This window comes from Variovorax sp. Varisp85 (assembly GCF_047304045.1).
In the GTDB taxonomy this organism is placed as follows: Bacteria; Pseudomonadota; Gammaproteobacteria; order Burkholderiales; family Burkholderiaceae_C; genus Variovorax.
This window is the reverse complement of record NZ_JBGLYN010000070.1, coordinates 1-13,345: the sequence shown is the minus strand read 5'-3', so window position 1 is coordinate 13,345 and position 13,345 is coordinate 1. Positions and strand designations below refer to the sequence as shown.

Genomic DNA, 13,345 nt, shown 5'->3' with positions numbered 1-13,345 from the left:
GTCGAGCGAAAATCACGCCTGCCTCCGGCGCCCACCAGGATCCCCGACACCAATGATCGGGGCCGTGAGCCCGCCGGAAGCGGCCCGCGGCCTCGATGCAGCGGGCGCGCTCGAATGGTCGTCAGGGAGCTGTATGAACAAGAAGTCGTCCGGGAATCCGGAAGCGGCGGGAAAGCCGTCGATCGAAACTGCGGCCGCACCGGCCGCACCGCCCGGGCGTTCGCGCCGCTTCAGGGTGGACGTGGGCACCATCGTCAGTGCCGTGGCGCTGACACAGTCGCTGTTGCTGGTCTCGCTGGGCTACTGGGGGTCGCAGCGGCTGGTGTCGCGCATCGGCGTGTCCGCGCACAAGGCCAACCACCACCGCACCGAAGACAAGGTGCTGGCCTTCCTGCAGAAGGCCGAGTCGGTCGTCAACGCTGTGGGCACAGCCCCCAGCCTGCGCCCAGCGGGCGAACACGCCGAAAGAACAGCCGAGCTGCTCTGGACGCTGCTGCAGCAGTCGCCCGAGCTCGACAGCATCTACGTCAGCAACGAGAAGGGCCAGATGCTGATGGCACTGCGCTACCCTGTGCCGGCCATGCGCCATATCGAGCGCGGCGCGGGATTCACCACCGAGACGTGGCAGTACATGCTGCCCCTGGACGCCGAGGCCGACGTGCAGCAGCGCTTCGCCACGCAGCGCCTCGCGTCCTTCCGCAGCAGCTACGACCCGACGCAACGCGGCTGGTATGTGCAGGCCCACAAGGCACAGGGGCCGGTCTGGACGCAGCCGTACGTATTCGCCGCCGCGCAGGAGCTGGGCGTGACCTACGCGCTGCCGAGCCAGCGCAGCTACGCGGACAGCGCGGCGCAGGCCATGGTGGTGGCGGGCGATGTGTCGCTGGGGCGGCTGTCGGAATTCGTGCGCCAGTTCAGCAGCGACGGCTACGGCGACAGCGCCCTGCTGAGCGCCGACGCCCGGGTGCTCGCGCGCAGCGACATGCCGGGCGTGCTGCATCAGCTGGAGCCGCCGGCCGGCGTGCTCGGCGCCTTGTACGCGAACACGGTGATCGGCGGCACGGCGGACAGTGGCTCGAACAAGAAGTTCTCCTTTACCTACGAAGGTCGCCGCTACCTGGTGCAGGCCTCGCGCATTCCCAGCACCGGATGGCAGCTCGTGAGCTGGGTGCCCGAAGACATGCTGCTGGGCGAACTGAACCGCGCGGTGCTGTGGGGCCTGTTGCTGGCGCTGGCCTTCCTGGCCATCGCGCTGTTCATCTCGCTGAAGCTGTCGAAGCTGGTGACCTCGCCGGTGGAGAACCTCTCGCACATCGCGCGCAGCATCGGCCTGCTGGAACTCGACAACCTGCCGCGCGAACCGAGCCGCGTGCTCGAGATCCAGCACCTGGACCAGGCGCTGGACGACTCGGCGCGCAGCCTGAAGGCCTTCAGCAAGTTCGTGCCGGTGGACGTGATCAACCAGCTGATCGACGAGGGCCATGCGCTCGCGCCCTCCGGTTCGTCGCGCCGCGTGACCGTGATGTTCACCGACGTGGAGGGCTTCACCTCGATCTCGGAATCGCTGGACACCGACGTGCTGGTGGGCATGCTGACGGAGTACTTCAACCTGGCGGCGGGCGTGTTCGCGCGGCACGGCGGCGTGGTCGACAAGTTCATCGGCGACGGCATCATGGTGCTGTGGGGAGCGCCCTCCGACCTGAAGGACGCGGAATACCAGGCCTGCGTGGCCGCGCTGGAGCTGCACGTGGAGATGGACGAACTCAACCGCAAGTGGCACGAGCAGGGGCTGCCGAGGTTCCGCACCCGCATCGGCATCCACACCGGCATGGTGATCGCGGGGGTGCTCGGCTCGAACGACCGGCTGTCCTACACCGCGTTCGGCGACGCGATCAACGTGGCGAGCCGCATCGAAGGCATCAACAAGCAGCTCGGAACGCAGACGCTGATTTCCGAGGCCACCTTCGCGGGGCTCGGCGGCCGGCTTCATGCACGCCGCATCGAGGAATTGGTGGAGCTGCGCGGCCGGCAGACGCGCATGGTGCTCTATGAGCTCACGGCCTGAGCTTGCTCGTGGGCGCGAAGCTCACGCGCCCATCATGCGGAGGCACGCTGCGCGGCAAAGGCCACGAACCAGTCGAGGCTGCCGGGGTTGGCCATCGCCTCGCGGTTGACCACCTTCTCGATCGGCTGGCCCAGCAGCAGCTTCTTGATCGGCAGCTCCTGCTTCTTGCCCGAGAGCGTGCGCGGGATCTCGGCCACCTGGAAGATGTCGTTGGGCGCGAAGCGAGGCGACAGCGAAGTCTTGATGGCGTTGTTGATCTTCGCGCGCATGGCCTCGTCGAGCGCCACGCCGGGGCGCAGCACCACGAACAGCGGCATGTAGCTGTCGCGGCCCAAGTATTCGAGATCGACCACCATCGAGTCGAGCACCTCGGGCAGGCCCTCGACCGCGCTGTAGATCTCGCTCGTGCCCATGCGCAGGCCCTGGCGATTGATGGTGGCGTCGCTGCGGCCGTAGATGATGCAGCCGCCGTCGGTGCCGATCTTGATCCAGTCGCCGTGGCGCCATACGCCGGGATAGGTGTCGAAGTAGCTCGACAGGTAGCGCGCGTTGCCCTCGTCGCCCCAGAAGTAGAGCGGCATCGACGGAATCGGCTTGGTGCACACCAGCTCGCCGACCTCGCCGACGACGGGCTGGCCGTTCTCGTTCCAGGCCTCGACCGAATGGCCCAGCTCGCGGCACTGCATCTGGCCCGGCACTTCGGGCAGGTCGCGGTTGCCGCCGACAAAAGCGCCGCAGAAATCGGTGCCGCCGGAGATGTTGCACCACCACACCTCCTTCGAGCCCGCATCGAGGATCTGCTGCGAGCCCCAGCGCTGTACCTCCTCGGGCAGCGGCGAGCCGGTGCTGCCGAGCGCCCGCACGCGCGACAGGTCGCCGCATTCCTTCGCGACGAGGCCCGACTTCAAGCAGTTGGTGAAATAGGCCGCACCCGCGCCGAAGAAGGTGACGCGGTGCTTCGCGACGAAGCGCCACAGCACGCCCCAGTCGGGCTTCTCCTTGCTGCCCGCCGGGTTGCCGTCATAGATGCAGATGGTGGCGCCGAAGGCCATGCCCGAGAGCTGCGAGTTCCACATGACCCAGCCCGTGGAGCTGTACCAGTGGTAGCGCTCGCCGAAGTTGTTGGCGCCGTAGCTCGCGCCCACGTCGTTGTGCAGGCCGCAGGCATGCATGGTGAGGATGATGCCGCCCTGCCCGTGCACGATGGGCTTGGGCAGGCCTGTGGTGCCGCTCGAATAGACGATCCAGATCGGATGGTCGAAGGGCAGCCATTCGGGCTCGAAGGCGGCGACCTCGGCATCGTTGCGCGCGATGGCCTGTGTCCATTCGACGTCGTGCGGCACGGCGCTGGCGGCATACGGCGACTTCAAGAGCAACAGCTTCTGCACGCTCGGCAGCTGGCCGCGCAGCTCCTGCAGCACGGCGCTGCGGTCGAGCGGCTTGCCGCCATAGTGCACGCCGTCGACGGCGATCAGCACCTTGGGTTCGATCTGGCGAAAGCGGTCGGCCACGGCGGCCGTGCCCATGTCGGGCGCGCACACGCTCCAGATCGCGCCGATGCTGGAGCATGCGAGGAACGCGACCATGGTCTCGGGCACGTTGGGCATGTAGGCCGCAACGCGGTCGCCGCGCCGCACGCCGAGCGACTTGAGCATGAGCGCGACCGACGCGACCTGGCGCCGCATCTCCGGCCACGACATCTCGCGCACTTCGCCGCGCTCGTTGTCGCTCACGATGGCGGGCATGCCGGCCGCGTGCGCCGCGTCGACATGGCGCAGCACCTCGCGGGCGTAGTTGACCTGCGCGCCGGGGAACCAGCGCGCGCCGGGCATGCGCGGCTCGGCGAGCACGGCCGTGTGCGGAGTGGGCGACTCGATGCGGGCGTAATCCCAGATGCTCTGCCAGAAGGCGTCGAGCTCGGTGACGGACCAGCGCCACAGGGCGTCGTAGCTGTCGAAGCGAAGGCCGCGCGTCTCGCGCAGCCAGTCTTGATAGAGGCGGATCTGGGGGATGTTGGGGGCGGGCATGGCACGAGCGTAGCGCCGCGAACGAGCGTGCTCAATGGGGGTTGACCTCAGGGTTTGTACGCGTGTTCAATGTTTTTGTACAAGCGTTCAATACGCCCCGATGAGCACCCGCACACCCACCGCAAGGCGCAGCACCTCGCGTGCCGCGACGCCAGCCCCCGCCGCAGTCACCATCGAGACTGCGCGGCCCGACCGCAAGCAGGCGATCCTGCTGGCGGCCGAGAAACTTTTTGCGCAGCACGGCTACCACGTGGTGACGATCCGCCAGATCGCCGAAGAGGCCGGCGTGCCGCTGGCGCTGGTGGGCTACTACTACGGCCAGAAGCACGAGCTGTTTCACGCGATCTTCGAACACTGGAGCCATTCCATCGAGGCGCGGCTCGCGGGACTGGCAGCGGTGAACGTCGACCCCGACGACGCGCGCACGCTGCCGCGCATCATCGATGCCTTCACCGCGCCCGTGCTGGCGCTGCGCGCGAGCGCCGAGGGCGAGTACTACGCGCTGCTGGTGGCGCGCGAGCTCTACCACGCCACCGAGGAAGCCGACCGCGTGCTGCGCAGCTACTTCGACCCGCTGGCCGAGGCCTACATCGACGCGCTGCACCTCGCGCTGCCGCACGCCACGCGCAGCCAGGCGGCCTGGGGCTACCAGTTCGCGCTGGGCGCGCTGCTGCACCACCTGAACGACAGCCGCATCGAACGCCTCACGCGCGGCGAGAACAGGCGCGCCGACCCGGCCGTGGCGCCGATGCTCGTGAACTTCATCGTCGGCGGCCTGCGCGCCGCACTGCCGCGCCCGAAGACCGCCAGAACCCCACGCACGAGAACCACCCCCAGGAGACAAAAGACATGATGAAACGACGCACCCTGCTGTCGGCGCTTGCCGCGGCATCGGCCGCCGCACTGCCTTCGCGCGCCCAGTCCAACCCGAAGATCGTGTTCGGCTACACGGCCGTGACCGACTTCGCCTCGGTGTTCGTGGCGGCCGAAGAGGGCTACTTCAAGAAGCGCAACCTCGACGTCGAGCTCAAGTTCATTCCGCTGAATTCGACGATCCCGGCGGCGCTGCAGTCCGACTCGCTGCAGATTGGCGGACCCACGCCCTCGGTGTTCCTGCAGGCGGTGGATGGCGGCCTGGACCTCGTGCTGGTGGCCGGCGGCGGCCTCACCTCGAAGACGATCACCGGCTTCGGCCTGGTGGCGCGCGCGGGCTCGGGCATCAAGGGGCCGCAGGACTGCGTGGGCAAGAAGATCGGCGTGCCGGGCCTCGGCGCCTTCCTGCACGTGACCTTCCGCGCGTGGCTGAAGGACAGCGGCGTGGACTACCGCAAGGTGAACTTCGTCGAGGCCGCGTTCCCGCAGCACGCCGACCTGCTGCGCGGCGGCTCGGTCGATGCGGTGGTGTCGGCCGACCCGTTCATGAGCCGCATCACCGAGAGTGGCGCGGGCTACGTGGCCTCGTACTACTCGACCTTCCTGCCGGAGAACAACCAGACCATCGTGCATGCGGCCAAGCGCGAGTGGGTGGCGAAGAACCCGGCCGCTGCGCGCGCGTTCCGCGAGGCGCTGGTCGAATCGGCCGCCTTCATGCAGCAGCCGAGGAACGACGCCAAGGTGCGCGCGGCCATCGGCAAGTACATCAAGCTCCCGCCCGAGGTGCTGGCCAAGGTGCAGATCTCGCCGCCCGGCCCCGTGGTGACGGAAAAGCAGCTCGCCTACTGGACCGGGCTGATGAAGGAGCAGGAAATGCTCAAGACGAGCATCGACGTGGCGAAGCTGGTGGCGAAGTGATCGCAGCACCCGCCCCCGTCACCGCGCGCGCCGCACTGTCGGCGAGCGCCTTTCGTTCGCCGACCGTCCCCACGATGCAAGCCACCCCCTTCCTGTGCTTCGACGGCGTGACCATCCGCCTCGGCGGACGCGAGATCCTGTCGCCCACCTCGTTCGACGTGGCGCGCGGCGAGTTCGTCTGCATCGTCGGCCCGAGCGGCTGCGGCAAGACCACGTTGCTGCGCGCGGCCAGCGGGCTCGTCAGCGCGAGCGCGGGCGAGGTGCGGCGCAACGGCGCGAAGATGACCGAGCCCTCGCGCGAAGTGGCTTTCGTGTTCCAGGACTACGGCCGCGCGCTGCTGCCCTGGCGCACGGTGGAAGGCAACGTGAGCCTCGCACTGGAAGCGGCCGGCGTGCCGGCAGCGGAACGCGCGCCGCGCATTGCCGATGTGCTCGCCAAGGTCGGCCTCGCGAAGCATGCGCACAAGTTTCCGGTGCAGTTGTCGGGCGGCATGCAGCAGCGCGCACAGATCGCCCGCTGCCTCGCGCAGAAGCCCGACCTGATGATGATGGACGAGCCCTTCGGCGCGCTGGACGCGCTCACGCGCCAGAGCCTGCAGGACGAGCTGGCGCGGCTGGTGCGCGACGACGGGCTCACGGTGCTGTTCGTCACGCACGACCTCGAAGAAGCCATCTACCTCGGCGACCGCGTGATCGCGCTGCAGGCCAACCCCGGGCCGGGGCGGCCGAGCCTCGCGCGGATGATCGACGTGAAGATCCCGCGCCCGCGCGACCAGCTCACGACCAAGGAGCATCCGGAATACCTGCACCTGCGGCGCGAACTCTTCGCCTTCATCGAGCAGGGCCATGAATAGGCACACCCCCAGTCTTCGCGCACTTCGTGTCGCTTCGCCTACCCCCTCGTCGGGGGCAACACCTGCGGCCCGGCGAAGCCGGTTCCGCGGTGTTCCTGGCAAGGTCCGTCCCTTTGTACTGCCGCTGCTGCTCCTGGCTCTGTTCGAGTGGTACGCGCGGCGCGCGGCCGCGCTGGGCAGCGATGCGCTCGCACCGCCGAGCGCGGCGGCGAAGGCCTTCGTCGGCGCGGCCATGGACGGCTCGCTCTGGCAGGCCACAGGCTTCACGCTCGGCACGGCGGCACTCGGCCTGCTGCTGGGCGCCGTGCTCGGCATTGCGCTGGGGCTGGTGCTCGGGCTCTCGCGCCGCGCGGCGCAGCTCGGCTCTGTCTCCATCGAAGTACTTCGGCCCGTGCCATCCGTAGCGCTGATTCCGCTCGCGATGCTGGGCTTCGGATTCGGCGTGCGCATGGAGCTGGCCATCGTCGCATTCGCCACCTTCTGGCCGCTGCTGGTATTGGTGCAGTCGGCGGTGCAGCAGGTCGAGCCGCGGCTGCTCGAGGTGAGCCGCGTGCTGGGACTGTCGTCGCGCGAGCGGGCCTTCAAGATCGTGCTGCCGGCCATCGTGCCGCGCCTGTTCGTCGCGCTGCGGCTGGGCGTGGCGGTGGCGCTGGTGGTGGCCGTGACGGTGGAGATCGCGGCCAACCCCAACGGCATGGGCTACGCGATGATGATCGCTCAGCAGAGCTTCGACCCCGCGCTGATGCTCGCGTGGCTGGGCTGGATCGGCGTGGTCGGCTTCGCGGTCAACGCGGGCATGGTGCGGCTGCAGGCCTGGGTCGCACGCCGCATGGGGGTGCAGCCATGAACAACCACCGCAACGACCGGTTCGGCTTGGGGTGGCTGGGGTCGGTGGGCATGCTGCTCGCACTGGTCGCGCTGTGGTGGGTGGCGAGCAACGCGGGCTGGGTCAGCCGCGTGTTTTTGCCGACGCCGCAGGCCACGTTTGCGAGCCTGCTCGAAGGGCTCAATCTCTCTTCGGGCAATTCAGGCAACGGTGAACTGCTCGCCTTCACGCAGGCCACGGTCGGCCGCATGGTCGAAGGCTGGCTGCTCGCGTCGCTTTTCGGCGTGCTGCTGGGCGCGGCCATCGGTGTATCGCCCCAGGTGCGTGCGTGGGTGCAGCCGACGCTGGAATTCATCCGCCCGCTGCCCGCCTCGGCGCTGTTGCCGCTGGCCATCTCCATCTTCGGGCTGAACCCCGGCATGGTGCTCTTCGTGGTCGCATTCGGCGCGATGTGGCCGGTGCTGCTGGCCACGGTGCACGGCTTCGCGGCCGTGGAGCCACGCCTTTCGGAAGTGGCGCGCTGCCTGCAGATGTCGCGCGCGGCGTACACCTGGAAGATGGGCCTGCCCAACGCCATGCCCGACATCCTGGCCGGCATGCGGCTCGCGCTGACCATCGCGCTGGTCGTCGCGGTGGTGGGCGAAATGATCGCCTCGCAAAACGGCCTGGGCCAGGCCATCCTGCTGGCGGCGCGCGCCTTCCGCGCGAGCGACCTGTTCGCCGGCATCGTGCTGCTCGGACTCATCGGCTTCGTGAGCAACGCGCTGCTGGCCCTTGCCGAGCAACGGCTGCTGCGTTGGCAGCGCCCCTGACTCCCCGATTGCTTCTCTCCCCAAACACGAACACCCCACAAGGAGCCTCTTCATGCCACGCAAATTCGTCGATCTCTCGATCTTTCTCGAAAACGATGTGCTCTCCGATCCACCGGCCTTCGCGCCGAAGATCCAGTACTTCACGCATGAGCAGACCTACGAGCAGATCGAACCCTTCTTTCCCGGCTTGAAAAAGGAAGACCTGCCCGACGGCGAAGGCTGGGCCGTGGAACTGGTGCAGCTGTCGACGCACAACGGCACGCACCTCGATGCGCCCTATCACTTCCACTCGACCATGGACAAGGCGCTGGGTGAGAAGAAGCCCGCCATCGCCATCCATGACGTGCCGCTCGAATGGTGCTTCCAGCCGGGCGTGAAGCTCGACTTCCGGCACTTCGCCGATGGCTACGTGGTCACGGCCGACGACGTCGAGGCCGAACTCAAGCGCATCGGCCACACGCTGAGCCCGCTGGAGATCGTGGTGGTCAACACGCGCGCCGGTTCGCGCTACGGCCATCCGGACTACGTGTCGGCCGGCGCAGGCATGGGCTACGAGGCGACGATGTACCTGCTGGAACGCGGCGTGCGCCTCACGGGCACCGACGCATGGAGCTGGGACGCGCCCTTCGTGCACACCGCAAAGAAGTACGGCGAGACGCACGACGCCTCGCTGATCTGGGAAGGCCACAAGGCCGGGCGCGACATCGGCTATTGCCACATCGAGAAGCTGCACAACCTCGAGGCGCTGCCGCCCACGGGCTTCTTCATCAGCTGCTTCCCGCACAAGATCCGCGGCGCGTCGGCCGGGTGGACGCGCGCGGTGGCGATCTTCGACGATGCGCTGATGGCGTCGGTGTGAGGGCCGATTCATGAACGCGCTCAACCGCACGCACGACCTCCACGCGCGCAGCTGGGTCGAATCGGCCAATGCGGCAGGCGGCGACTTCCCGATCCAGAACCTGCCGCACGCTGTGTTCCGCCGCGCGGGCAGCGCCGAGCCGTTTCGCGGCGGCATCGCCATCGGCGGCGAGGTGCTCGACCTCGCCGCGCTGGTCGCGCGCCAGCAGCTCGACGGCCTGGCGCTCGACGCGGCGCGCGCCGCCGCATTGCCGGCATTGAACGACTTCTTCGCGCTCGGCCGCTCCGCGTGGAAGGCGTTGCGCCACGCACTGTTCGACCTGCTGAAGAACGACGCGCCCGTGGCCTCGGTGCAGGCCGTGCGCGAATGCCTGGTGCCGCAGGCCGAGGTCGAATACACCGTGCCCGCGCGCATCGGCGACTACACCGACTTCTACACATCGATCGACCATGCGCTGAACATCAGCCGCCTGATGAACCCCGACGGCGACGTGACGCCCAACTTCCGCTGGATTCCGACTGCGTACCACGGGCGGGTGTCGACCATCGGCGTGAGCGGCCAGCGCTTTCACCGGCCGATGGGGCAGGCGATGGCGCCGGGCGCGAAGGCGCCCACGTACCAGGCCTGCGCGCGGCTCGACTACGAGCTGGAACTCGGCGTGTGGATCGGCATCGGCAACCCGCAGGGCGAACCCATTCCGCTCGAACGCGCGGACGAACACATCTTCGGCATCTGCCTGCTCAACGACTGGTCGGCGCGCGACATCCAATTCTGGGAGATGGCGCCGCTCGGGCCGTTCCTGGCGAAGAACTTCGCGACCACGATCTCGCCATGGATCGTGACGATGGAAGCGCTCGCGCCCTACCGCCAGGCCTGGACGCGGGCGGCCCACGAGCCCCAGCCGCTCGCGTATCTGGAAAGTGCGGCGAACCGCGAGAGCGGCGCGCTCGACATCCGCCTGGAGGTCTGGCTCGAAAGCGAGAAGGCACGCAAGGACAAGGCCGGGCCGTCGCGCCTGTCGTCCACGAGCTTCAGGCACCAGTATTGGAGCGTCGCGCAGATGGTGGCGCACCACACGATGGGCGGCTGCAGCCTGAACCCGGGCGACCTGTTCGGCAGCGGCACGATCTCGGGGCCCGGCGCGGGCGAGGCCGGCGCAATCATCGAGCTGACGCGCGCAGCGCAAAGCCCGGTGACGCTGGCCAATGGCGAACAGCGTGGTTTTCTTGAAGACGGCGATGCGGTGCTGCTGCGCGGCTGGTGCGAGAAGCCGGGGCATGCGCGCATCGGTTTCGGGGAGAGCCGTGGAACGGTGCTGCCAGCCAGGAGTTGAGCAGAAGCGCCAAAGAAAAAGGCCACCCGATGAGGTGGCCTTTTCTTTAATCTGGAGCGGGAGAAGAGTCTCGAACTCTCGACCTCAACCTTGGCAAGGTTGCGCTCTACCAACTGAGCTACTCCCGCGTGGAGCCCTCGATTATAGGGTGAATTGAGACCGTTTTTACCGAGCCCGAGAAAAAAGTCCGTTCAAGCACCGAATACCAGCGACCGGTGCATCGACACGCCGGCCATCAACCCGATGTCGGGCAGGCCGTCCTGCACGCCGAACGACAGCAGCAGCTTGTGCGTCGAGATCTCTTCCCCGCCGTGCAGCGACACCGTGAAGCCTCCGGCGCCGTCCGCGCTCCCGGCCACCACGCTGCCCTTGATGAACTCGACGGATGGATAGGCGAGCAGCTTGTCGCGCGCGCCGGCAATCATCTCCAGCGGCGGCGTGCCGTCCTGCCCGAAGAAGCCGTGCGACGCGGCGGCGAAGCGGTTGCGCGGCGCGCCCGCGTCGACGACGCACACGTTCCTGCGCGCGCGAGCCAGTTGCATCGCAGCGGAAAGGCCGGCAAAACTGCCGCCCACGATCAGAGCGTCATGGCGCATGTTCGATGTCCTTCAATGTGAAGCCACCGCCTGTCATGCGGCGGTGGAAGTCCCTGGAAAGATCGGCCAGCGTGATGCTGTCGAAGCGCTTCAGCAGCAGCGCCTCGGCCTCCTGGAAGGCGCCGTCGAGCGCCGCGTTCACGGCCTGCTCGACGATGCAGCCCGGGCTCTCGGTGCGGTTGCCCATGGCCAGCAGCGCGGGCGCGCCGACGGCGTTGTGGATGTCTCCCAGCGTGACTGCCGCGAGCGAGCACGACAGCACCCAGCCTCCGCCATGGCCCTTGGCCGAACTGACGAAGCCCGACTGCCGCAGGCCGGCCATGACGCGGCGCACGACGACCGGGTTGGTGTGCATCGCGGCCGCGAGCGCCTCGGACGTGACGGGGCCGTTCATCTCGGCCATGTGCAGCAGCACATGGAGAACGCCCGAAAGCTTGCTGTCTCGTTTCATGCAACATTATTAGTTGCATAAGTTTTCCATGACATGCCGAAGGGTCTTCGGGAGTTCGGCATGCCGCATCGCTTGTCACGGCACAGGCACGAGAATCGACTCCGCCATGACGCCCACACCGACCACCCTTCTCGACGCTGCCCTGCGCGGCGTGCTGCTGGCCTTGCTGCTGGTGCTCGCGCTGGTCCTCGGGCGCGACCGCCCTCGCCTGCCGGTCGCGCGTGCGGGCGTGCTGCTCGCGCTCGGCCTGTGCGTGCAGGCCATCGGCTCCACGCCGCTGTTCGAAGCGCTCGTGCCGCGCGGGTGGCAGGCGCCCCTTGTCGCGGTCTCCGTCGGCAACGCCGTGCTGTTCTGGGTGTTCGTGCAAGCGCTGTTCGACGACAACTTCCGGCTGCGGCCGATGCACGTCGCCGCGTGGCTCGCGGTGGCGGCGCTGGCCGCGCTCAATTGCGCGGTCGTGGCAGGCAGCGCCTCGGTGCTCGCGCCGGTGACGCTGGGCCTGCAGCGCGCGGTGCCGCTGGTGTTCGCGGTGCTGGCCGCGATGGCGGCGGCTTCGCAGTGGCGGGCAGACCTGGTGGAGGGACGGCGCCGGCTGCGCGCGTTCATCGTGGTGGCGGGCGCCGGCTACAGCATCGGCATGTTGGCCGTGCGGCTGGCCTCGCCGCAGGGCCGGCTGTCGAGCCTGTCGGCGACGGCCGATGTGGCGATGCTGCTGCTGATCGTGGCCGTGGTGGCATGGCGGATGGTGCGACTGGCGGGGTCGGAGCTGTTTCCGGCCTCACGGGCGCCCGTTGCGATTCCTGCGCAAGAGACCGTCGCACCAGTCCCCGTCGCGCCTGCGGAACCCGAGCCCGAACAAGCCCCCGACCCCGCCGAGGACCGCCTCGCGGAGTCCTTGCGGCACGCCATGGCGGTGGAACATGCCTACCGCAGCGAAAACCTGAGCATCGCCGGCCTGGCCGCCCGGCTGTCGGTGCCGGAATACCGCCTGCGCCGCCTCATCAACCAGCGGCTGGGGCATCGCAACTTCAACGCCTTCGTCAACGGCCTCCGCCTGGCCGAGGCGATGGCGGCGCTGGCCGATTCTTCCAAGCGCGAGCTGCCGGTGCTGACCATCGCATTGACCGCGGGCTTCCAGTCCATCGGCCCGTTCAACCGCGCGTTCAAGGCCGCCACCGGCCTCACGCCCACCGAATTCCGCAGGCAGAAGCTGGCCGGATCCTGAAATCTCTTGCCGAAAGCCGCGCTTGCGGCTTTCGGCAAGACTCGACGGCGGCGTCCCGGCATCGTGCGGGCCTTCAAAGGCAAGGAACCACCCCATGCGACGTCTTTCTTTTTCCTCTCTCTTCTTCCTGCTCCTCGCGCTTTGCTGCGGCTGGGCGCGAGCCTCGATGGGCATGGCGGAACTTCCCGCCGCGCCCGGCGACGGCCCGGTCACGGTGTTCTATCCGTCCACCGACGCGCCCCAGCCGACCCGGCGTGCCCGCTTCACGCTCGACGTGGCCGCGCAGGGCAAGGCGGCACCCGGCAATGGCCGGCTGGTGATCGTCTCGCACGGCTCGGGCGGCGCGCCCTGGGTGCACGCGGACATCGCGCGCGGCCTCGTCGAGGCCGGTTTCGTCGTCGCCATGCCCGAGCACAAGGCCGACAACTACAAGGACGACAGCAACCCCGGTCCCGACAGCTGGACCATGCGCCCGGCCGAGGTGTCGCGCGCCATCGACGCGGTGG

Annotated in this window: 12 protein-coding genes, 1 tRNA gene and 1 pseudogene; 10 read left to right on the top strand and 4 right to left on the bottom strand. The window is 68.4% G+C overall.

Annotated elements, in window-relative coordinates; genetic code table 11:
- Window positions 1-133: 133 nt before the first annotated feature.
- The gene (locus tag ACCC97_RS23150) at window positions 134-2,065 is read left to right on the top strand and encodes an adenylate/guanylate cyclase domain-containing protein (RefSeq protein WP_413315022.1); all 1,932 of its coding nucleotides are present in this window, start codon (window positions 134-136) and stop codon (window positions 2,063-2,065) included.
- A gap of 32 nt (window positions 2,066-2,097) precedes the next feature.
- Here the strand turns inward: ACCC97_RS23150 and ACCC97_RS23145 are convergent, their stop codons facing one another.
- Window positions 2,098-4,092: an acetoacetate--CoA ligase gene (locus tag ACCC97_RS23145; RefSeq protein WP_413335259.1), complete on the bottom strand. Its 1,995-nt coding sequence runs from the start codon at window positions 4,090-4,092 to the stop codon at window positions 2,098-2,100.
- Between the two features lie 100 nt (window positions 4,093-4,192).
- Here ACCC97_RS23145 and ACCC97_RS23140 point away from each other — a divergent pair, with 100 nt between their 5' ends.
- From ACCC97_RS23140 to fahA, 7 genes are read left to right on the top strand one after another with little or no spacing between them, the layout of a single operon-like run.
- A complete protein-coding gene (locus tag ACCC97_RS23140; protein WP_007832609.1) occupies window positions 4,193-4,945 on the top strand; it encodes a TetR/AcrR family transcriptional regulator in 753 nt (250 codons plus the stop codon).
- Window positions 4,942-5,883 carry an ABC transporter substrate-binding protein gene (locus ACCC97_RS23135; RefSeq protein WP_413335257.1) on the top strand — a complete coding sequence of 314 codons (942 nt, stop codon included), beginning with the start codon at window positions 4,942-4,944 and terminating at the stop codon, window positions 5,881-5,883. The genes ACCC97_RS23140 and ACCC97_RS23135 overlap by 4 nt, the downstream gene beginning before the upstream one ends.
- Window positions 5,880-6,737, top strand: coding sequence for an ABC transporter ATP-binding protein (locus tag ACCC97_RS23130; protein WP_413315019.1), 858 nt, complete (start codon window positions 5,880-5,882; stop codon window positions 6,735-6,737). Before ACCC97_RS23135 ends, ACCC97_RS23130 begins: the two co-directional genes overlap by 4 nt.
- On the top strand, window positions 6,730-7,584 hold the full coding sequence (locus ACCC97_RS23125) for an ABC transporter permease (protein WP_413335255.1): 855 nt from the start codon (window positions 6,730-6,732) through the stop codon (window positions 7,582-7,584). Before ACCC97_RS23130 ends, ACCC97_RS23125 begins: the two co-directional genes overlap by 8 nt.
- A complete protein-coding gene (locus ACCC97_RS23120) occupies window positions 7,581-8,375 on the top strand; it encodes an ABC transporter permease (protein WP_413335253.1) in 795 nt (264 codons plus the stop codon). The genes ACCC97_RS23125 and ACCC97_RS23120 overlap by 4 nt, the downstream gene beginning before the upstream one ends.
- 52 nt (window positions 8,376-8,427) lie before the next feature.
- On the top strand, window positions 8,428-9,234 hold the full coding sequence (locus tag ACCC97_RS23115; RefSeq protein ID WP_007832619.1) for a cyclase family protein: 807 nt from the start codon (window positions 8,428-8,430) through the stop codon (window positions 9,232-9,234).
- Between the two features lie 10 nt (window positions 9,235-9,244).
- Window positions 9,245-10,567: a fumarylacetoacetase gene (gene fahA / locus ACCC97_RS23110; protein WP_413335251.1), complete on the top strand. Its 1,323-nt coding sequence runs from the start codon at window positions 9,245-9,247 to the stop codon at window positions 10,565-10,567.
- A 52-nt stretch (window positions 10,568-10,619) separates the two neighbouring features.
- On the opposite strand, the gene ACCC97_RS23105 is transcribed toward fahA, so the two are convergent.
- From ACCC97_RS23105 to ACCC97_RS23095, 3 genes are all read right to left on the bottom strand, one after another.
- Window positions 10,620-10,695, bottom strand: a tRNA-Gly gene (locus ACCC97_RS23105).
- A gap of 63 nt (window positions 10,696-10,758) precedes the next feature.
- A complete protein-coding gene (locus ACCC97_RS23100; protein WP_413335249.1) occupies window positions 10,759-11,163 on the bottom strand; it encodes an FAD-binding protein in 405 nt (134 codons plus the stop codon).
- Window positions 11,153-11,614 (bottom strand): RrF2 family transcriptional regulator, encoded by a 462-nt coding sequence (locus tag ACCC97_RS23095; RefSeq protein WP_413335247.1) that lies wholly within the window; start codon window positions 11,612-11,614, stop codon window positions 11,153-11,155. The genes ACCC97_RS23100 and ACCC97_RS23095 overlap by 11 nt, the downstream gene beginning before the upstream one ends.
- Window positions 11,615-11,720: 106 nt before the next feature.
- Between ACCC97_RS23095 and ACCC97_RS23090 the strand changes: the two genes are divergently transcribed.
- Entirely contained in the window at window positions 11,721-12,839 is a 1,119-nt protein-coding gene (locus ACCC97_RS23090) for a helix-turn-helix domain-containing protein (protein ID WP_413335245.1), read from the top strand.
- 94 nt (window positions 12,840-12,933) lie between these two features.
- Window positions 12,934-13,345, top strand: a pseudogene (locus ACCC97_RS23085) (dienelactone hydrolase); the annotation flags it as partial.